This is a genomic window from Streptomyces sp. NPDC088553, assembly GCF_044752965.1.
Classification (GTDB): Bacteria; Actinomycetota; Actinomycetes; order Streptomycetales; family Streptomycetaceae; genus Streptomyces.
Map to the genome: position 1 here is coordinate 725,779 of NZ_JBIVMG010000002.1, position 19,918 is coordinate 745,696.

13 protein-coding genes are annotated in these 19,918 nt (G+C 72.5%); 7 read left to right on the forward strand and 6 right to left on the reverse strand.

Annotated elements, in window-relative coordinates; translation table 11 throughout:
* Nucleotides 1-18 precede the first annotated feature (18 nt).
* The 5 genes from ACIP8Z_RS08300 to ACIP8Z_RS08320 all read right to left on the reverse strand — a co-directional run bounded on the left by ACIP8Z_RS08300 (nucleotide 19) and on the right by ACIP8Z_RS08320 (nucleotide 7,558).
* Nucleotides 19-2,238, reverse strand: a complete 2,220-nt coding sequence (locus ACIP8Z_RS08300; RefSeq protein ID WP_402080305.1) for a right-handed parallel beta-helix repeat-containing protein — start codon at nucleotides 2,236-2,238, stop codon at nucleotides 19-21.
* Nucleotides 2,239-2,243: 5 nt separating this feature from the next.
* On the reverse strand, nucleotides 2,244-3,776 hold the full coding sequence (locus ACIP8Z_RS08305; RefSeq protein WP_402080307.1) for a M1 family metallopeptidase: 1,533 nt from the start codon (nucleotides 3,774-3,776) through the stop codon (nucleotides 2,244-2,246).
* Nucleotides 3,773-5,470, reverse strand: a complete 1,698-nt coding sequence (locus tag ACIP8Z_RS08310) for an extracellular solute-binding protein (RefSeq protein ID WP_402080309.1) — start codon at nucleotides 5,468-5,470, stop codon at nucleotides 3,773-3,775. Before ACIP8Z_RS08310 ends, ACIP8Z_RS08305 begins: the two co-directional genes overlap by 4 nt.
* 77 nt (nucleotides 5,471-5,547) lie before the next feature.
* Nucleotides 5,548-6,408, reverse strand: coding sequence for a carbohydrate ABC transporter permease (locus ACIP8Z_RS08315; RefSeq protein WP_402080832.1), 861 nt, complete (start codon nucleotides 6,406-6,408; stop codon nucleotides 5,548-5,550).
* A 148-nt stretch (nucleotides 6,409-6,556) separates the two neighbouring features.
* On the reverse strand, nucleotides 6,557-7,558 hold the full coding sequence (locus tag ACIP8Z_RS08320; RefSeq protein ID WP_402080311.1) for an ABC transporter permease: 1,002 nt from the start codon (nucleotides 7,556-7,558) through the stop codon (nucleotides 6,557-6,559).
* A 361-nt stretch (nucleotides 7,559-7,919) separates the two neighbouring features.
* On the opposite strand from ACIP8Z_RS08320, the gene ACIP8Z_RS08325 reads away from it, so the two are divergent.
* The 7 genes from ACIP8Z_RS08325 to ACIP8Z_RS08355 all read left to right on the forward strand — a co-directional run bounded on the left by ACIP8Z_RS08325 (nucleotide 7,920) and on the right by ACIP8Z_RS08355 (nucleotide 18,463).
* Nucleotides 7,920-8,906, forward strand: a complete 987-nt coding sequence (locus ACIP8Z_RS08325) for a hydroxyacid dehydrogenase (RefSeq protein WP_402080835.1) — start codon at nucleotides 7,920-7,922, stop codon at nucleotides 8,904-8,906.
* Between the two features lie 182 nt (nucleotides 8,907-9,088).
* Nucleotides 9,089-10,186: a LacI family DNA-binding transcriptional regulator gene (locus tag ACIP8Z_RS08330; RefSeq protein WP_402080313.1), complete on the forward strand. Its 1,098-nt coding sequence runs from the start codon at nucleotides 9,089-9,091 to the stop codon at nucleotides 10,184-10,186.
* Nucleotides 10,187-10,400: 214 nt separating this feature from the next.
* Nucleotides 10,401-11,759, forward strand: a complete 1,359-nt coding sequence (locus ACIP8Z_RS08335) for a M60 family metallopeptidase (protein ID WP_402080315.1) — start codon at nucleotides 10,401-10,403, stop codon at nucleotides 11,757-11,759.
* A gap of 82 nt (nucleotides 11,760-11,841) precedes the next feature.
* Complete coding sequence (locus ACIP8Z_RS08340; protein ID WP_402080317.1) at nucleotides 11,842-14,298, forward strand: polysaccharide lyase 8 family protein; 2,457 nt, start codon at nucleotides 11,842-11,844, stop codon at nucleotides 14,296-14,298.
* Nucleotides 14,299-14,324: 26 nt separating this feature from the next.
* Nucleotides 14,325-16,256 carry a DUF2264 domain-containing protein gene (locus ACIP8Z_RS08345; protein ID WP_402080319.1) on the forward strand — a complete coding sequence of 644 codons (1,932 nt, stop codon included), beginning with the start codon at nucleotides 14,325-14,327 and terminating at the stop codon, nucleotides 16,254-16,256.
* A 63-nt stretch (nucleotides 16,257-16,319) separates the two neighbouring features.
* Entirely contained in the window at nucleotides 16,320-17,942 is a 1,623-nt protein-coding gene (locus ACIP8Z_RS08350) for an RICIN domain-containing protein (protein ID WP_402080321.1), read from the forward strand.
* A 128-nt stretch (nucleotides 17,943-18,070) separates the two neighbouring features.
* A complete protein-coding gene (locus ACIP8Z_RS08355) occupies nucleotides 18,071-18,463 on the forward strand; it encodes a hypothetical protein (RefSeq protein WP_402080323.1) in 393 nt (130 codons plus the stop codon).
* A gap of 52 nt (nucleotides 18,464-18,515) precedes the next feature.
* On the opposite strand, the gene ACIP8Z_RS08360 is transcribed toward ACIP8Z_RS08355, so the two are convergent.
* The gene (locus tag ACIP8Z_RS08360; RefSeq protein WP_402080325.1) at nucleotides 18,516-19,727 is read right to left on the reverse strand and encodes an MFS transporter; all 1,212 of its coding nucleotides are present in this window, start codon (nucleotides 19,725-19,727) and stop codon (nucleotides 18,516-18,518) included.
* Nucleotides 19,728-19,918 lie beyond the last annotated feature (191 nt).

Consider the following 19,918-nt stretch of genomic DNA (forward strand, 5'->3'; position numbering starts at 1 on the left):
GTCGTTCCTTCCCGGGGGTCACGGATGGATGAGGACGTGGGCCAGGGCCACCCGACCCGTGCCTCGGTGCACGATCCTCACGTAGCGGGCTTCCGTGTCGGTGTCCACCAGGGTGGGCCGCAGCGCCTTCCCGGTGAGGGGGATCGTCGTCGCGTCGCGGAAGTCGGGCGTGGCGGCGAGCTGGACGTCGACGTCGGCGGTCGTCATGGAGGTGTTGTTCCACAGTTCGACCTGGCCGATGTGGCGTACGGCCCCGAGGTCGGCCTGCCACCAGGCGTCCGGTTCGGCGAGGGTGCGGGTGTCGGTGGTGGTGTCGCCGTCGACGGCGTACCCGGCGGTGGCCGTGCCGTCGGTCGAGGACTGGGTCACCGCGGCCGTGCGCGCGAGGTCGGGCCTGAGCTGTTCGACGTGGCCCCGGCCGTCCGCGCCGGCCGCGCGGGCCACCGCGAGCGCCTCGGCGGGAAGCCGGTCGAGCGAGGTGCGGTTGCCGGTCGTCGTAGAACCGGTGCCGGTCAGGGCGGGCGCGGCGGTGTCGGTCCAGTTGCCGGTGGCGTGGTTGTCGATGCCGTAGTCGGCCCAGTTGGAGACCCACTTGTAGCCGACGCGGGTGATCACATTGCCCTCCACCCGGATGTGGCTCGACTGTTCGTCGAGGTAGACGCCGTTGCCGTCGCGCTCGGTGTTGCCGTAGGCACTGCGGTTGATGTAGTTGCCGGAGACGATCGTGCCTGGCTGGGCTCCCTGGGTGTAGACGGCGCCGCCGTCGTGCTGGTCGTCCGCCACGCGCATGACGTCGGTGATGCGGTTGGCGGTGATCCGGTTGTCGCGCAGCACGGACGTGCGGGCCTCCGGCTGGTTCCAGCCCCAGCCGACGGAGATGCCGGAGTACGGAAGGTCCGCCAGGGTGTTGTGGTCGACGGTGAGCCGGGCCTCGTACCCCGCCCAGATGCCGACGGAGTCGGTGTACTCCACGCCCGTGCGCCGGATCGTGTTGTACGAGAGGGTGTTCCGCTCGCCCGCCCGCTCGGGGTCCGGCAGGGGTTCCGTGTCGCCGACGTAGGCGGCGCCGGAGGAGAGGTCGGTGAAGCGGGAGCGGGTGACCGTGGTGTCCTTGGTGCCGTCCTCGAGGACGAGCCCGGCGCCGCCGAGGCGGCTGAAGTCGACGCGGTCGACGACGACGTCACGGCCGCCGCGTACGGTCAGGGCCGCGGCCGGCTTGGTGTAGTGGCGGCCCGCGTGGTCGACGGGCCCGGTGGCTCCGGTGAGGGTGAGCCCGGCCTGGGTCCCGGCGTACCCCTCGCCGGTGTTCGGCTGGTCCCAGGCCGCGTACCGCAGGGCGAGGCGCTCGACGCGTACGTCGTGGGCGCCGTCGAGGACGAGGAGCCGCTCGGTGGCGGGGGTGACGGCCCGCGCGCGCCGCATGTCCTCGCCGCGTCGGGGGAGGTAGGTGACGGTGCGCAGCTCCGCGTTCCAGACGAACTCGCCCGGGGTGTCGAGGAGTTCGGCCGCATTCTCGAAGTACGCCACCTTCGTGAAGCGCGTGGAGTCGACGGTCGTCGAGTCCCAGGCGGGGCCCGTGCGGTCCGTGCCGGAGGCGGAGTTCGCCCAGCACGGCTGGGCGAAGGTCAGCAGGTCGCCGTCGACGCCGGTGATGCGGCAGTGGTAGTTGCGCCAGCGGACGCTGATGACCGCCTCCGCGTCCGTGGGGCGGGCCCAGCCCGCGATGCCGGTGGCGGCGGCGCCCGTCATGCCCGTCTTCGTCGCGTCGCAGACGGCGGCCGGGCAGGAGCCGCCCCGTGCCCGGACGGCACGCACACCGTCGACGAAGAGCTGCCGCGGGGTGACGCCGTCGGGGACGCGTGCGGTCCAGGTGCCGTCGGTGTTCGCGGCCCAGCCGGTCAGGGTGCGTCCGCCGGAGAGGACGGGGGTGGCGCCCGCGGCGGCGGTCCAGGTGACGGTGCGGCCGTCGCGGCCGGAGTCCGCCGCCCCCAGGGTCAGCGGTCCGTCCAACACATAGGTGCCGTGGGCGAGTTCGACGCGCACGTCGCGGCCGGTGACTCCGCGCGCCGCGTCACGGGCGCCGGTGAGGGAGCAAGGGTGGCGGGGGTCGCATGTCGTTCCCGAGCCGTCCGGGGCGGCGTGCAGGACCTTGGGCGCGGGCTGCGCCACGGCCGGCGTGGCCGTGAGGAGTCCGGCGGCGAGGGCGATGAGCGCGGTCAGGGCGCGGATCCGTCGCATCGGGCTCACACCCAGTCCGGGTGTCCGGGCATGGGCGGGTTCTCGGTGCTGAAGAGCCAGTCCTCCAGGAAGGGCCGCAGGGAGTCGTCGTGGGTGACGCGGACGGCGTTGTCGATGAAGTCCTGCGAGTCGGCGTTGCCGTCGCGGTGCTTCCTCAGCCAGGACGTGACGATCGCGTCGAACTCCTCCTGCCCGACCCGCTGGTGGAGGGCGTAGAGCACGACGGCGGCGCCGTCGTAGATGTTGAACCCGCCGAGCGCGGTGGGGAGTCCGGGTGGGCCGTCGGTCTTCCGGACCGCGTCGAGCTTGGAGTACGCCGCCTTCATCTTGTCCTGCAGGGAGGCGGTGCCCTGCCGGTCGGCCCAGAGGGCCGCGTAGTAGACGGCGGGCCCCTCGTTCAGCCAGGCGCTCTGCCAGGTGGTGGGGGTGACGGAGTCCCCGAACCACTGGTGGGTCAGTTCGTGGATCATCACGTTGGTGTACGTCGTGGAAGTGGCGGCGTTCTTGAACCAGTTCGGGCCGAAGAGGGACAGGGTCTGGTTCTCGAGGGCGTCGCCGTAGCCGTCGCGGACGATCTGCATTCCGTAGGTGTCGAAGGGGTAGCGGACGCCGAGGGTGTCCTCCAGCCAGGCGATCTGCCCCGCGGTGCGCTCGACGATCGGCCGGTACGTGTCGACCTGGTCCTCGGGGACGTAGTGGCGCAGCGTGATGCCGTGCGGGCCCCGGCCGGTGAGGACGGTCTGCCGGGCGACGGAGATGCCGAGGAGTTCGGGGGCCATCGGGGCGTCGAGCCGGAAGTCCCAGGTGGTCCTTCCGGGGCCGGCCGGGCGGCTGCCGGTGGCGGTGCCGTTGGCGGCGGCCGTGTAGCCGTCGGGGGCGGTGAGGTGGAAGGTCCACTTCGCCTTGTCCATGGTGGTGTCGTTGACGGGGGCGAACGTGTCGGCGCGGGAGGCCTGGGCGGCGGAGGCGAAGCCGCCGTCGCTGATGTGGCGCCAGCCGGGGGCGCCGAACGGCTTGGTCTTCCCGTTCCCGTGGTAGCGCACGGTGACGTCGAAGGGGCGGTGGTCGCGCAGGCCGCCCTCGGGTGTGACGGTGAGTTCCTGGCCGCTGCCGCCGGGTCCGACCGACCAGGCCGCGTCCTTGCCGTCGACCGTGACGGTATCGATGGCGAGCGAGTCGATGTCGAGGTTGAACGAGGAGAGGTCCTGGGTGGCCCTGGCGCTGATCCTCATGGTGCCGGTGAAGTCGTACGTGACCGGGGTGAAGTCGAAGGAGAGGTCGTAGTGCCGTACGTCGTAGCCGCCGTTGCCGAGAGTCGGGAACAGCGGGTCCCCGGCCCCGGGTGCACCGGGCTTCGGGTCGAAGGGGCGGCCGTACGGGGAGGGGGCGTGCACGGACAGGGCTTGTGCGGGAACGGCTTGTGCGGGGACGGCTTGTGCGGGAACGGCTTGTGCGGGGACGGCGGTCGCGAGTGCGGCCGTCGCGGACACGGTCGCGACGGTGGCGACCGCCGCGCGCAGGATGCTGGTGCGGGTCACTGCTTCGCCCCCTTCTGGGCTGCTTCCTCGAACTCGCCGCGGGCCTGCCGGCCGCCCTTGGCGAGGTACTCCTTGACGAGGCCGTCGTAGCTGCTCATGGGCTTGCGGCCGGTGACGATGTCCTTGATCCAGTCGCCCTTGAGGGTGTTGAGGGTGCCGGACGCCTTCGAGTCCCAGGTCGGCGAGGAGTAGCTGGCCGTGGGGTCGGGGGTCATCCGGGGGATGAGCCGCGCGTACGCGTCGTGCAGGTGCTCGACGCCCCGCGGGTTGGTGGCGGAGTAGAGCGCGGGCGTGGCGGAGGCCATCAGCTGCCAGGGGACGGCGACGTCCTGGCTGCCCTGCGCGGTGAGAATGGGGGCGCCCTTGCCGTCGCGCCGGTGGTCGGTGCCCTCGACCCCGTACGCGAGGAGGGTGTACTCCTCGGTGCCGAACGGTGCCGCCACCCAGTTGGCGAGCTGGAGGATCTCCTTGACGCGGTTCGCGTCCGCCTTCCTGACGAAGGACTCGCTGAGCCGCGCGTTGTTGTTCCAGGCGACGGCGTTCCTGCCGATCGGCGTCATGGGGCGGACGTCGTACGAGGGGTCGATGGCGGCCATCGCGTCGAGGTACCCGGTGCTGGGCGTGAGGTAGGCGGGCCAGCCGTCGAAGACGTAGGCGGCGCGGCCGTTCTTGAACAGGTCGGTGTACTGGGCCTTCTGGGCGCCCGACATCTGCACGGTGCCCGGGTAGTAGCAGCCGGCCCTGTACAGCTTGGCCGCCATCTCGATCGCGGCCCGGTACTCCTCCGTCTCCAGGTCGAGGGTGAACTTCCCGGTCGTGGCGTCCATGCGCCAGTAGTAGGGGGCTCCGTACGACATGGCGACCAGCGTGGTGACGCCGGCGGAGATGGCGTACTGCTTCTCCTTGGGGCGGGTCAGCTCCTTGCACAGCTCGAAGAAGCGGTCCATGTCGGTGATCTGGTCGAGGCTGGTGACCCCGGCGGCGGCGAACAGGTCGTGGCGGTAGTAGCCGGCGCCGCCGGTGCCGGCGCGCGCGATCGGGATGCCGTACAGCTTCCCGCCGTAGACGGAGCCCTGCCAGGCGCTCTTCGGGATGGCCGCCAGGTTCGGGTAGTCCTTGATCCGGTCGCCCGAGAGGTACGGGGTGAGGTCGGCGCACTTGGCGGCGAGGAACGCGGCCTTGTGGTCGACGCCGCCCGTCTCCGGGTACATGAAGAGGTCGGTGAGGGTGTCGCTCGCGACCATGGTGGAGAACCTGGTGGGCCAGTCGTCGGCGGCGACGGCCTGGATGTCGACCTGGGTGCCGAGCCGCTTCTCGATCTCCTGCCAGGCGGCGTTCCGCTCGCGTCCGGGCGCCGGCGGCTTGAAGGTCTCCAGGGAGGCGGTGATGGTCCTGGCTCCCTTGAGCGGAGCGCCCGGGACGGAGCGGACGGGCTTGGCCGGGTAGCGGGTGAATCCCTGGGGGACGCCCTGGGCGGTGCCGGGGTGGTCGGGGGTGATGCCGAGGTCGCGCAGGACGGTGTTCGGCAGGAGGGAGCCGCTCTTGACCGATGCCTTCTCGGTCGCGGCGCCGCTGCCGCCGCACGCGGTGATCAGGGGCGCGGCGGCGGCGCCCAGGCCGACTCCGGCCCCGAGGCGGAGGAGTGTTCTGCGGTCGAGCGGCCGGGAGGGGGTGGACCTGGAGGACCGGGACATGGGGACTCCTGGGAGGAGGGGCGGGGGCGAGGGGCGGGCGCGCGGCGGGATGGCCGCGCGGGGGCGATGCGGTGGGCTCAGCCCTTGATGGCACCGGTGAGGACGCCCTTGGTGAAGTAGCGCTGGAGGAAGGGGTAGACGCAGAGGATGGGGAGGACGGCCACGACGAGCACGGCCATCTGGACCGACTGCTGGGGGGCGACGGCCTCGCCGGCGACGGCGCTGTCGAGGCTCTGGCCCTGGAGGACGAAGGTGCGGAGCACCATCGGCAGGGGCCACTTCTCGCTGTCGCCGAGGTAGAGCATGGCGTTGAAGAAGGCGTTCCAGTACGTCACCGCGTAGAAGAGGCTGACGACGGCGATGACGGCCTTCGACAGCGGCAGCACGACCTGGAGGAGGATCCGCAGATCGCCGGCGCCGTCCACCTTCGCCGCGTCGTACAGCTCCTCGGGGAGGTTCATGAAGAAGGAGCGCAGGACGACCAGGTTGAAGGCGCTGACCATGGTCGGCATGACGAGGGCGGCGAAGGTGTCGTAGAGGCCGAGTTCGTTGACGAGCAGGAAGTTCGGGATGACGCCCGGGTTGAAGAGCATCGTGAAGAGCGCGGTCATCAGGATGACCCGTGAGCCGACGACGTCGCGCCGGGACAGCCCGTACGCCATGCCGATGGTGAGCAGCAGGGCGCAGCCGGTGCCGACGAGCGTGACGCCGACGCTGACGAGCAGGGCGCGGGTGACGACGCCGCCGGTGAAGATCGTGCGGTACGCGTCCAGGGTGGGGTGGTCGGGCCAGAGGACGAGGCCCGCGGACCTGATGATGTCGCTCTGGGAGGCGAAGCTGGTGCCGATCACGCCCAGGAGGGGGTATGCGACGGCGGCGACCACGAGGGTGAGCGCGAGGCACTTGGCGGCCAGGCCGATCCGGGTCGGGCGCTCCATCCACGGGGGCCGGCCGGAGGCGGCGGTACGGGTCCTGCTCGTGGCGGCGCGCGGTGCGGCCCCGGTCGCGCGGGGGGTCCCGGTGGGGTGTGGCTCGGTGGGGTGAGGGGGCTCGTTGACGCGGTGGGCCTCGGTGACGCGAGGGGTCTCAGCGATCGGCGCCACGGTAGATCCCTTCATGGCCGAAGTGGTGGGCGAGCTTGTTGGCGCCGAGGACGAGCACGGTGCCGACCACCGCCTTGACGAGGCCGACGGCCGCCGAGACGCCCCAGTCGCCGTCCTTGATGCCGTGGAAGTAGACGTAGGTGTCGAGGACTTCGCCCGCTTCCGGGCCGACGGCGTCCCGCTGGAGCAGGATCTGCTCGAAGCCGACCGAGAGGATCTGGCCGAGGTTGAGGATGAGCAGCAGGATGACGACGGGGGCGATGCCCGGCAGGGTGACGTGCCACAGGCGCCGGAGCCGGCCGGCGCCGTCGATGGCGGCGGCCTCGTACTGCTGGCGATCGATGGTGAGCAGCGCGGCGAGGATGATGATCGTCCCCCAGCCCGCGTCCTTCCAGACCAGCTGGAGGGTGAGCAGCCACGGGAAGGCGTCCGGGTCGCTCATCATGTCGTAGCGGGGCAGGCCGGCCGAGTCGAGCAGTTCGGGCAGGACGCCGGCGCCGCCGAGGACCTGCTGGAAGATCGAGACGATGATGACCCAGCCGATGAAGTGCGGCAGATAGACCACGCTCTGGACGAAGCGGCGGAGCTTGTCGCTGACGACGCTGTTGAGCAGCAGGGCGAGGGCGATCGGCAGCGGGAAGAAGAAGGCCAGCTCGACGAGGGCGATGGTCAGGGTGTTGCGGACGGCGGACCAGAAGGCCGGTTCGGCGAAGGCCGTCGCGAAGTTGTTCATGCCCACCCAGGCGCTGTCCGCGTACCCGAGGTACGGCTGGTAGTCCTGGAAGGCGGTGACGTAGCCGAGCAGCGGTACGTAGTGGAAGACGAGGAAGTAGAGCAGGCCCGGCAGGCAGAGCAGCAGCATCACTTTGTCGCGCTTGATCCGCTGCCAGAGGGTCGCTTTTTCGCGGAGGGCGACGGGCGCTGCCGTCGCCCCGGCGTCCTGCCGCCGGCCCTTCCGGGGCAGCAGGGGTGCTGTGTCAGCCATGGAGGAGTCCTGTTCGGCTGGTGACGCAGGGAAGTCGATATGACGTTCTGCGGCGGCAACGTAGTAAGCGGTTAACCCAGGCGTCAAGAGCGAGCGGGGAACCGTTCGCGATTCGATCACCGGCCTGTTCGGGTCAACCAGCCCTGTTTCCTGGCCATTCCGGCTGCTCGTCAGCCAAATCCCGTGCGCCAGCGAGGGATTGCTTGACGGTCGGCGCCCTCTGTCCTTAGCGTGCGCAGTCATCTGTAGTACACGTTTACTATCCGGAGGCATGGTGCGAACCTCTGACGAACCGTCGGCACGGACCGGCGTGAACGGCCGGGCGCCCACACTCCCCCGCCGCCCGCGGACGCTCCTCGCCATGGACCCCGCGCTGCTCGACGACGTCTTCCCACCCGCCGTGCGAGCGCGCCTCGAAGAGGCCGCCGACCTGCGACTCCCCTTCCCCGTGGAGGATTTCGACAGCCCCGAGTCGGCGGCCGCGCTCGCCGACTGCGAGGTGCTCCTGACCGGTTGGGGCTGCCCGCCGGTCGACACCGGCGTCCTGGACCGCGCCCCGCGGCTCGGCGCGGTGATCCATTCGGCGGGCACCGTGAAGACCTTCCTGAGCAGCGCCGCCTACGCACGCGGCATCACCGTCTCCTCGGCGGCGGCCGCCAACGCCGTCCCCGTCGCCGAGTTCACCCTCGCGGCGATCATCCTCGGCGCCAAGCGCGCCTTCCCCCTCGCCGAGCTCTTCCGCACCCGCAGGTCGCACCGGACGACGGCCGATCTGGAGCGGCTGCACTGGCTCGGCACCCACGGCATCACCGTCGGCGTGGTCGGCGCCTCCCGGATCGGACGCCGCGTCGTCCAGCTGCTGCGCACCCTCGACGCCGAGGTGCTCCTGCACGACCCGTACGTGAGCGCAGCCGAGGCACGGGAGCTGGGCGCGACCAGCACCGACCTGGACACCCTCGTCGCCACCAGCGACGTGGTGACCCTGCACGCACCGGCCACTCCCGACACCCACCACCTCCTCGACGCGCGGCGCCTGGCCCTGCTGCGGCCCGGCACCCTGCTCGTGAACACCGCGCGCGGACCGCTGGTGGACACCGATGCGCTCGTTCCGCACCTGGTCAGCGGCCGGATCGACGCCGTACTCGACGTGACCGACCCGGAACCGCTCCCCCGCCACCACCCGCTGTGGGAGCTGCCCAACGTGTTCATCACCCCGCACCTGGCCGGCGCCCAGGGCAACGAGGCGGGACGGCTCGGGGCACTCGCCGTCGACGAACTCGGCCGTTACGCGCGCGGGGTGCCCCTCCGGCACGCCGTGCTCCTGTCGGACCTGGAGCGGATCGCATGACCGGACAGCCCGCGGGGACCTCCGCAGGACAGGGCCTAGGCTGGGGGCCGGACGCGGGGCGGAGCCGACCGCCCGGAGACACCGGGCGGAGCGGGACCCGGGAGGCGCGGGCCCGCGCCTCCCGGCGAAGGCCGGAGAGCGGCCCGCGCAGTGACGACCAGACGCTCCAGGGGGAGGACCGGATGTCCCGGCAGGAATCGACGGCGGCCGGACAGCGCCGCGCGACGGTCGTGGACGTGGCCCGCCTCGCGGGAGTGTCCACGGCGACCGTGTCCCGTGTGATGAACCGCAACTACCCCGTCGCGGCCGCCACACGCGAGCGCGTGGAGGCCGCCATGCGCGGCCTCGGCTATGTGGTCAACGCGCACGCGCGCGCCCTCGCCGGCGTCTCGGGCCGCACGGTGGGCATCATCATCAGCGATGTCGTCGACCCCTTCTACGCCTACATCGCGCGCGGTGTGGAGCGTGAGGCGGCGGCGGGCGACCGGCTCTGCCTGGTCTGTACGACCCAGGGCGACCCCCAGCGCGAACTCGCCTTCATCGAGCTCATGCACGAGCGGCGCGCCGACGCCGTGATCCTCGTCGGCGGCAGCGTCGCCGATCGCACCTACCGGGCGGAACTCGCCCGCCGCGCCCACGATCTTGACGCCGGAGGCTCCAAGCTGGTCCTGTGCGGTCGGCCCTCCCTCGGCGAGGACGTCCCCACGGTCGGCGTGGAGTACGACAACGAGGGCGGCGCCTTCGCCGTCACCGACCACCTGCTCACCCAGGGGCACGAGCGGATCCTCTACCTCGGCGGACCCCCCGGCCTCTCCACGACCCGGGACCGCATCGCCGGACACCGGCGCGCCCTGGAGCTGCGCGGGGTCGCCCACGACCCGGATCTGGTGCAGCCGGGCGCGTTCAGCCGGGCCTTCGGCTACCGCCGGATGAACGAACTCCTGCGGGAGGGGCTCCGGTTCACAGCCGTCTTCGCCGCGAACGACATCGTCGCGGCCGGCGCCGCCCAGGCACTCGAAGAGGCCGGGATCGGCGTGCCGCAGGACGTCTCACTCGTCGGCTACGACGACGTGCCCGTGGCCCAGGAGCTGCGACCGCGGCTCACCACCGTCCACGTTCCGCTGGAGGAACTGGGGCGGCAGGCCGTGCGCGTGGCCGTCGACGGCGGAGACGAGGACGACTGGCGCGCGCCGACGACCGGCACCCTTCGGCTCGGGACACATATCGTCGTGCGCGACTCCGTGGCGCCGCCGCGCGCCGCGAAACGTCGCCGATCCTGAGCGGTTCCGCGTGTACGAGGGCCTGTTGACGCAGTAACGAACAGAAACACGCCCCGCCCTCTTGCGGACGGACAGCAAACGCTTACATGCTGGCGCGCAGCTCCCCGAGCCTCGTGCCGTGCAGCTCGCGCCTCGTTCCGAGCCGGGCTCCGGGCTGCCTCCGGGACGCACACCCCGCCTTCTGCACCTCCTCGCCCCCCAGGAGACGACACCGATGCAGATCCCCCCGCTCCCCTCGCTTCCCTCCTCCTCGCGCGTGCCCGCCCCGTCCCGTCGTTCGGTCCTCACCACCATGACCGCGGCCGGTGCCGCACTCGCCGTCGGCGCGGGCACGGCCCGGGCCGCCGCGCACGGCGGCCCGACGGTCGCCCTCACGGCACGCCCCTCCGCCGAGGCCGAGCGGCTGCGTCTCGCGTCCGCCCTGCGGGCGAGCGAGTTCCAGCCCACCGGCCGGTACGCCACCGCGAACACCCCGCTGCGGTTCACCGTCCTCCCCTTCGACGGTCTGCTGCCCACCCTCTGGATCGGCCACTGGGACTACTACGGCACGGTCAAGGAGCCCCGCTCGTACGCCCTCAAGCCCGGCGGCAACACCGTGACCGATCCGTACGGCGGACCGGTGTACTTCACGCTTGAGGGAAACGGCGAGCGGGCCGGTGTACGGTTCAGGGAGGGCTGCCGCCCGATGCCCGTCTTCGCCCTCGGCCGCACCACGGAGGCGGAGTTCCAGCGCCGCCTCGACGCCCTCACCGACGTGCCGGTGGTGGAACTCCACGGTCCGCGCACCCTCGTCACGCTGACCCGCGACGGCGCCCTCCTCCACCGGGGAGAGGACCACGCGGCGCTGCTGTCGCTGCTCGAAGAGGTCATCCAGGCCGAGCAGGACATCAGCGGCCTCGACGGTTCCTCAGCGCCGCACCGCCCCACGTCCGGCCCCTTCCACTTCACCGAGGTGTCGGTGGTCCCCACCGGGGTCGGCGCCTTCGCCACCCACGGCTACAACGGCTTCCCTCGCGCCTACCTGGACCGGGCCACCACCGTCCAGGGCCTGCGCACCCGCGGGTGGGGGCTGTACCACGAACTCGGCCACACCCACCAGCAGATGGCGTACAAGCCGACCGGCCTCACCGAGGTCACCGTGAACATCTACTCCCTCGCGGTGCAGCGCGCGCTCGGGCAGACGTCCAACCTCCTCCTCCCGGACTCCAAGACCGGGCTCACCCCCTTCCAGTCCGCCCTGCCCAAGCTCGGCGCACCCGGCCTCGTCTACGAGAAGTCCTTCGGGGCGTACGAGAAGCTCGTCCCGCTGCGCCAGCTGGAGCTCGCCTTCGGCTCCGACTTCTGGCCCCGGATGCACCGGCTGGTCCGCGAGGAGAACCCCGCGTCGGACTACACGGAGACCGCGAAGCGGTACCGCTACCTCGCCCTCTACGCCAGCCGGACGGCAGGCCGCGACCTCACCGACTTCTTCGTGAACCGGTGGGCCTTCCCCATCGACGCGCAGGGCCTGACGGAACTGGCGGCGCTCGGTCTGCCGCAGCCGGCCGTCGACCCGTCGGCCCTCACCGACTGACGCGCCCCTCCGGCTCCGCTCCCCTCCCTCCCCTCACACCTCCCTCGCACTCTTCGGCCGATCAGCAGGAGGCGCACCGGTCATGGCTCTCCCCAGACGACAGATGCTCGCCCTCGCCGGCGCTACGCCGGTTCTCTCCATCCTTCCCGGAACCGCCGCGGCGGCGACACCGCCCACGGAGGGGGCCGGCCCCGGGCCCGCCTCGGCCGGGCAGACCACCGATCCGTACGACACCCTCCTCGCCCGGGCCGAACGGGAGCTCACCGGGGGCGCCTTCGACCCCGCGGACCCGGACTTCGCCGCCGCGCTCGCCGCCCTGGAGACCGAGGCCACCACCTGGTGGGAGCGGCTCGACGCCACGCCGGGCCGGAAGGCGCTCTGGGCCGACCTCTCCCCCGCCTCCGACCCCGGCATGTTCGGCCAGAGCTATCCGCGGCTGCGCACCATCGCGACCGCCTGGGCGACCCCCGGCACCACGCTGACCGGCCGCGGGGACGTGCTCGACACCCTCCTGGAGGGGCTGCGGTTCCTGGGCGCGGTCGGCTACCACCCGGGGCGTGCCGAGACCGGCAACTGGTGGTTCTGGGAGATCGGTGCGCCCCGCGCGCTGATGGACACCTGTGTGCTGCTCCGCGCCCACCTGCTGCCGGCCGAGCTCGCCGCGTACGTCGCCGCCGTGGCCCGGTTCTGCCCGAACCCCGATCGCCGCACGAACATCCCGTCCCTGGCCGAGACCGGCGCCAACCGGGCCGACAAGGCCGTCATCGTGGCGCTGCGGGGTCTCCTCGCCCGGGACCCCGCAGCGCTCGCCCTCGCCCGCGACGGCCTGTCCGACGTGCGGGACGGCGGACGCAACAGCCTGTTCCGGTACGTCACGTCCGGGGACGGGTTCTACGAGGACGGGTCGTTCGTCCAGCACGGCAGCGTGGCCTACACGGGGACGTACGGCAGCGTCCTCCTCGGTGGTGCGGGGCAGCTCATCGCGCTGCTCGCCGGTTCGGAATGGGCGGTGTCCGATCCCGCCGTGACCGTGCTGTACGAGGCGGTGGAGCGGTCGTTCGCCCCGGTGGTCTTCGACGGGGTGATGATGGACGCCGTCCGCGGCAGGGCGGTGTCGCGCGAGCGGTCTCGGGACCACCACGACGGGGCGGTCACCGTCAGCCGGGTCCTCCAGCTCGCCGCGGGCGCGCCGGCCGGCCACGCCGAGCGCTGGCGGTCCCTCGCGAAGGGCTGGATCCTCCGCAACGAGGCGACTCCCTACAAGGGACTCGTGGGCATTCCGGCGCTCGCGCGTGCCAAGGCCGTCCTCGACGACCCCGCGGTGCGGCCGGCCGAGCGGCCGACGGGACACGTGGTCCTCGCCGACATGGACCGGGTCGTGCACCGGCGGCCGGGCTGGGCCTGCGCGCTGTCCCTGTCGTCGCGGCGCATCGCCGCGTACGAGGCGGGCAACGGTGAGAACCTGCACGGCTGGTACACCGGTGACGGCATGACCTATCTGTACGACGGCGACGACCCTTCGGCCTTCGGCGACGGTTTCTGGCCGACCGTCGACCCGTACCGCCTCCCCGGCACGACCGTGGACACCCGCGTCCGCGCGGATCTCGGGACGAGCCCCGGCACCAGCACGTACCGCCCCACGAACGCCGTGGCGGGCGGCGCCGCGCTCGACGGCCGGTTCGGCGCGGCGGCCATGGAACTGGCCGCCCAGGACAGCACGCTGCGGGCCCGGAAGGCGTGGTTCTTCCTCGACAACGCCGTCGTGGCGCTGGGCGCGGACATCACGGCGAGCGACGGCCGGACCGTCGAGACCGTCGTCGAGAACCGGAACCTCCACGCCGACGGACGGCAGCGCTTCACCGTCGACGGACGCCGGCAGCCCGACGAGCAGGGCCGGCGGGCCGAGCTCTCGGGCGCCCGCTGGGCCCATCTGGAGGGCTTCGGCGGCTTCGTGTTCCCCCGCCCGCCCCGTGGTGACGTCGCCGCGACGGGTTCGCTGAACGCGCTCCGCGAGGAACGCACCGGCACCTGGCGCGCGCTCAACACCGGTGCGGACACCGGCGGCAGCGGCACCCCCGTCACCCGTCGCTACCTCACCCTCTGGTTCGACCACGGCCCCTCCCCCTCGTCCGCGTCCTACTCCTACGTCCTGCTCCCCGGTGCGAGCGCCGTCGCGACCGGCGTCTGGTCGCTCTCCCGTCCTGTCGTCGTGGTCGCCAACAACGCCACCGCGCAGGCCGTCGAAGCCCACCGGCACGGTCTGCTCGCCGCGCACTTCTGGCAGGCCGGAACCGCGGGCGGCCTCTCCTCCTCGGGCCCCGGCACCGTGCTGGTACGCCGCACCGGGCGTCATGTGTCGGTGGCGGTCGCCGACCCCGGGCGGACGGGGACGGAGCTGACCGTCGAACTCCCCTTCCGCGTCCGCCGCGTGGTCCGCGCCGACGAAACGGTGACCGTCACGCCGGGCGGCCGCACCGTGGTCACGGTCGGGGTCGGCGGATCACGGGGCCACAGCCACACGGCCGAACTGGTCCAGTGACCATCCGGCACCCGAAAGGAGCCCTCGTGCCCCCGCCCCCGCCCTCGTCGGCGTCCCCGCCCGCTCCGCATCTGCGCCTGCCGCCGACCGACCGTGTCCTGTCCCCCCGGACCGGCTGGACGCGGGCCCACTGGGAGGCGCTCGCCGACCGGCAGTTGGAGGCCCTCGTCCCGTACGCCACCCCCGGGTTCGCGCAGTACCGCCTCCCTGGCCGCACCAGCTGGTCGGGCGTCGTCTCGGACGGCCTCGAAGGGTACGCACGCTCATTCCTGCTCGCCTCCTTCCGGATCGCCGGCGCGGACGGAAAGGTCGACCCGCACCTCATCGAAAGGTATACGCGGGGTCTGACAGCGGGCACCCTGCGTGACGGACCCGAGGCCTGGCCGGTGCTCACCGACTGCTCGCAGCAGATGGTGGAGGCGGCCTCGATCGCCATCGGTCTGCACGAGACGCGCCCGTGGATCTGGGACACGCTCGACACCGCGGTCCAGGAGCGGGTGGTCGAGTGGCTCTCGGGCTTCGTGGGGGCCCGCACCTGGGACAACAACTGGCGCCTCTTCCAGGTGGTGTCGGAGCAGTTCCTCGCCTCCGTCGGCGCGCCGCACCGCCGGGAGGACATCGAGGGCGGCCTGGAGCGGATCGAGGACTGGTACGTCGGCGACGGCTGGTACACCGACGGCGACGGCCGCAACTTCGACTACTACATCGGCTGGGCCATGCACCTGTACCCGCTGCTGTGGGCCCGGATGGCGGGGCCGGACGGGGACGGGGGCAGGGGCGCGGTCTACCGCGAACGGCTGGCCCTGTTCCTGTCCACGTACCCGGAGTTCTTCGGCGCCGACGGGGCGCCCGTCCACCAGGGGCGCTCCCTGGCGTACCGGTTCGCCACGACGGCGCCGGTGTGGCTCGGCGCCCTCGCCGACTGCACTCCGCTGGCCCCCGGGCTCACCCGGCGCCTCGCGTCGGGGACGGCGCGGCACTTCGTGGAGCGCGGTGTGCCGGACGAGCGGGGACTGCTGCCGCTGGGGTGGTACGGCACCCATCTGCCGACGACCCAGCCGTACTCGGGACCGGCGTCCCCGTACTGGGCGAGCAAGGGCTTCCTCGGTCTGCTGCTGCCCGCGGACCATCCCGTGTGGACGGAGCGCGAGGAGCCCCTGCCGGTGGAGACGGGCACGCGGTACACGGCGCTGCCCGCCCCCGGCTGGCTGCTCCACGGAACTCCGCACGACGGCGTCGTCCGGCTCGTCAACCACGGCAGCGACCACAATCCGCCCGACGGACCCGGCGAGGACGATCCGCATTACGCGAAGTTCGCCTACTCGACGGCCACGGCACCGGAGTCGGCCGCCCACGCCTGGGCGCGCACGGTCGACGGCCATCTGGCACTGCTCGCGACGGACGGCACGCCGTCACGGCGGAGCCGCATCGACCCGGTGTCCTGCGAGGGCCGCCGGGCCTCGTCCCGCCACACGGCACGACTCCCCGGGTACGAGGAGGAGTTCCCCGTCGAGTCGACGAGCCTCCTGCACGGCCCCTGTGAGATCCGCGTGCACCGGGTGCGTCCCCCCGAGGGGGTCCGGGTGCGCGAAGGCGGGTACGCGGTCGCGGACGTCGCCCCGCCGCAGGTCCGCAGGGGCCCGGGCTGGGCGCTCGCGCGGACGGAGATGGGGCTCACGAGCGCGGTCGTGGGCCTCCACGGCTGGGACGAGGAGGGCGAGATCGCCCGGGAGGTCGAGGCCAACGCGTTCGGTCCGCACTCGGCGACGCCGTACCTCCTGGCCTCGGGTCCGGTCGCCCCCGGGCACCCCGCACGCGCGCGCGTGCAGGTGACGCTGGTGGTCCTCACCCGGGACGCGGTGCACCCCGATGCCCTGCGCGCGGCGATCCACTGCGAGCGGGGGGACGACGACCGGATCCGGATCACGTTCCCCGACGGCGAGGTCCTGACGGCCTGACGGCGCCGCACATCCGACAGCACGTCTGTGGCACGACATCGACAGCACGCCTCTGGAGGAGAGATGACACGACGGTTCGCCCCCCTGTCCTCGGTGAGAGCCTGGGCCGCACCGGCCGCCCTTCTGGCGCTGGTCTCCGTGTTCTCGTACACACCGGCGACCGCGGCGCCGACTCGGCATGCGCAAGCCACGCAAGCGGCACGACCGTCGGTACAGGCGCAGCCGGCGCAACCGCTGAAGAGCAAGTACCGCGCGGACGCGGGACTCGGCGACTGCCTGCGCACCTTCAGCGGCGACGACACCGTCCAGGTCGGGACCTGCACCCCCGCCGCCGGCGAATACACCTCCATGCGTCAGTGGGAGGCCGTCGACCAGGGCAACGGATACGTCCTCCTCAAGAACAAGTACCGCACCGACGCGGGACTCGGCGACTGTCTCCGCACCTTCAGCGGCGACGACACCGTGCAAGCCGGCGCCTGCACCCCCGCCGCCGGCGAATACACCTCCATGCGCCTGTGGAAGGCCGTCGACCAGGGCAACGGATACGTCCTCCTCAAGAACAAGTACCGCACCGACGCGGGACTCGGCGACTGCCTGCGCACCTTCAGCGGCAACGACACCGTGCAAGCCGGCGCCTGCACCCCCGCCGCCGGCGAATACACCTCCATGCGGCTCTGGAACGCCGCCGCCTTCGCGACGGGCTGGCCGACCCGTCCGGTGACCGGTCAGAAGCGGGCACTGGTGATGGCCACCCACTGGAACGACGCCACGCCGGTCGATCCCGCGCCCGTCGAGCAGGCGACCCTCGGGGCCGGTGCGCCGTCCCTGCGGACGTACCTCCAGGAGGTGTCCGGCGGGCAGCTCTCCCTCACGGGAGACATGCTGACCGGTGTGGACCTCGGGGCGCGACCAGCCGGCTGCGAGTCGGCGGCGATCCTGAGCGCCGCACGGGCCGCCGCACGGGCCCGGGGCGTCGAGCCGGACACGTACGACTACCTCTTCGTCGACATCTCACGCCACTCGGCGTGCGCCTGGGAGGGACTCGCCGCGATGCCCGGCAACTGGATCCTCTCCAACGGCGTGGGGCACAAGACGTGGATGTGGACCCATGAGTTCGGGCACTCCTCGGGCTTCCAGCACTCCGACACGCTCAAGTCCTGCCCGGCCTCGGGCAGCGTCACGACCGTGAGCGGCGCGTGCACGGTCTCCGGAGGCGACGATCCGACCGACACCATGGGTGGCGGCGGCATGCACCTCTACCCGGTCGACTACCGGCAGTTCGCCGGCTGGGTGCCGGACTCCCAGGTGCCGCGCGTCACCGCCACCGGGAGCTACCAGTTGGGCGTGCTGGGAGAGAGCGGCACGCAGGAGTTCCGGGTGCCCCGTCCCGACGGCGGCTTCCTGTCCCTGGAGTACCGGCGGGCCACCCCGCCCTACGACGACTACGTCGCCACCGATCCCCTGGTCAACGGCGTGATCGTCCGTATCGTGACCACGGGCGGCACCGTGAGGAACCGGCTCGTGGACGCCACCCCTGGCACGTCGACCACCGACGACGCGCCGCTGGCCGCGGGCCGGACGCTCGTGGACACGGACGCCGACGCGGCCGTCACGGTGTGCTCGGTCGGCACCCAGGGCGCCGACCTGCGCATCGCGGTGGGCGGCACGACACCTCCCGCCTGCTGACCCCACGGAGTCCGGGGGCGGCGAGCCCCTGTCCGTCCGCACCGGAACGGCCCGGGACAATGGCACCCCCGGGCCGTTCCGCGGACGTACGTGGTCGTGGCCCGGCCGAGCGGAGAGACGAAGGACCGATGACGTTGACAGTGGGCCGGCGCGTACAGCTGGCCGTGGAACTCGCTCTGACGGGTCAGGTCGCCCTGGCCGGGGAATCCCCGGCGGAGCCGGCCGCCGCCGTGGGCTTCCTCGCCCTGGCGGCGGGTACCGAGGGCACCGTCGAAGCGGTGGACGACGACCGCCGGGAGAGCGAGGAGGTCCGCGAGTACGCACGCCTCAAGTCGCTCCTCGACGACTTCGGCCACCAGATGCCGCCGGGGAGCAGGGCGCAGCTGGAGGAGCAGATCGCCGCCCTGGAACCGGTGTGGATCGCGTACCAGGAGGCGGAGATCCCGGTGCGGGTCCGCGTTCGGCTCGACAACGGATTCGTCCTCCACGACACGGCGGGGGACGTCTTCGTCGCGGTCTGACGGTCTGACACGGCAGGTCGGGGACGCTCTCGTCGCCGTCTGTCTCGGCCGGTCACGGTCCCTTCGCCGGGACCGGGCGCCGGATCAGATACACGGCGGCGGAGACGACGAGCACCAGCATGCAGGCGATGAAGACCAGCCCCGCCCCCTCCAGGCCCAGCGGATCGGCCAGCAGTCCCACGCCGATCACCGGGATCGAGATGCCCGTGTACGCGACCACGAACAGCGTCGAGATCACCGCCGCGCGCCGGTCCGGCGGCGCGGCGGCGGCGACGGAGGCCAGGGCGGCGCGGAACGCGAGGCCCTGGCCCACGCCGCCGACCACGGCGGACAGGACGACCAGCACCAGCAGGTCCGTGTACAGCGCCGCCCCGAGAAGGACGAGACCGCCGAAGAGCACCACGCAGCCCAAAGGCAGCGAGCGGGCCACCCCGACGCGGTCGACGGCCAGTTGGCCCGCGGTGGAGGCGAAGAAGGCGAGTGCCACGATCAGGCCGCTCACGGCGTGATTGTCGACGTGCAGGTACCGGGCGAGGAACGCGGGGCTCACCGAGGTGAACACCCCGAAGAGGGCGAAGCCCACGAACGAGGCGATCGCCGCCGGCACGAACACGGCTCGCACCCGCGGCGGCAGCGCCGGCCGCTGCGGCCGTACGGCGGCCGGTCCGCGCCGGTCCCGTACGGTCTCGGGGAGCCACAGCAGGACGCCGACGGAGACCGCCACCAGGCCGAGGTGCACGGCGAACGGCAGGACCAGGGGGTCGGGGGCGTACTCCGCGAGGAGTCCGGCGAGCAGCGGCCCGCAGCCGAGGCCGCCCATGTTGGCGGCCGTGGCCACGAGCGTCGCCCGTGACCCGCCGCCGCGCGGGGCGAGCTCCATCACGTACGCGGTGGCGGCGCCGGTGAAGAGACCGGCCGACAGACCGGAGAGGAGACGGCCCGCGTACAGCCAGCCCAGGGCGTCGGCGAGCAGGAAACACACGGCGCTCGCCGCCGCGAAGCCCAGGCCGCAGAGCAGGGTGGGGCGTCTGCCGACGGTGTCCGAGGCGTTTCCCGCCAGGAGGAGGACGCCGATGACCCCGAAGGCGTACACGGCATAGACGACGGTCACCGTCAGCTCGGAGAACCCGAACTTCTCCTGGTAGAGGGGATAGAGCGGGGTCGGCAGCGTGGTGCCGGCCATGCACACGACGAACACCGCTCCGGCGAGCAGACACCGCAGCCAGCCCTGACGGTCGCTCTGCCCGCCGGTGTCATCCGCCATGCCACGATCGCGTGCCGAGCCACGTTCGCGTTCCACGCTCCGGTCACCTTCCATGCAGCGGACGGTATCCCCGCCGACCGCCGGACCAGGGGCGCGAACTGCGGCAATCGCCTGGACGTCACCCGGTCGACGAGGCCCGCGCGCGAGGGCGCGTGCGGGAGGACCGGTGTCTCCCCCCGCGCGGCGGCGCG

Excerpts from the sequence above, each read along its gene's own strand:
- ACIP8Z_RS08340 (WP_402080317.1), top strand. The coding sequence starts at position 11,842 with ATGGCTCTCCCCAGACGACAGATGCTCGCCCTCGCCGGCGCTACGCCG.
- ACIP8Z_RS08355 (WP_402080323.1), top strand. The coding sequence starts at position 18,071 with ATGACGTTGACAGTGGGCCGGCGCGTACAGCTGGCCGTGGAACTCGCT.
- ACIP8Z_RS08350 (WP_402080321.1), top strand. The coding sequence starts at position 16,320 with ATGACACGACGGTTCGCCCCCCTGTCCTCGGTGAGAGCCTGGGCCGCA.
- ACIP8Z_RS08335 (WP_402080315.1), top strand. The coding sequence starts at position 10,401 with ATGCAGATCCCCCCGCTCCCCTCGCTTCCCTCCTCCTCGCGCGTGCCC.
- ACIP8Z_RS08310 (WP_402080309.1), bottom strand. The coding sequence starts at position 5,470 with ATGTCCCGGTCCTCCAGGTCCACCCCCTCCCGGCCGCTCGACCGCAGA.
- ACIP8Z_RS08315 (WP_402080832.1), bottom strand. The coding sequence starts at position 6,408 with ATGGAGCGCCCGACCCGGATCGGCCTGGCCGCCAAGTGCCTCGCGCTC.
- ACIP8Z_RS08360 (WP_402080325.1), bottom strand. The coding sequence starts at position 19,727 with ATGGCGGATGACACCGGCGGGCAGAGCGACCGTCAGGGCTGGCTGCGG.
- ACIP8Z_RS08300 (WP_402080305.1), bottom strand. The coding sequence starts at position 2,238 with ATGCGACGGATCCGCGCCCTGACCGCGCTCATCGCCCTCGCCGCCGGA.
- ACIP8Z_RS08330 (WP_402080313.1), top strand. The coding sequence starts at position 9,089 with ATGTCCCGGCAGGAATCGACGGCGGCCGGACAGCGCCGCGCGACGGTC.
- ACIP8Z_RS08325 (WP_402080835.1), top strand. The coding sequence starts at position 7,920 with ATGGACCCCGCGCTGCTCGACGACGTCTTCCCACCCGCCGTGCGAGCG.
- ACIP8Z_RS08320 (WP_402080311.1), bottom strand. The coding sequence starts at position 7,558 with ATGGCTGACACAGCACCCCTGCTGCCCCGGAAGGGCCGGCGGCAGGAC.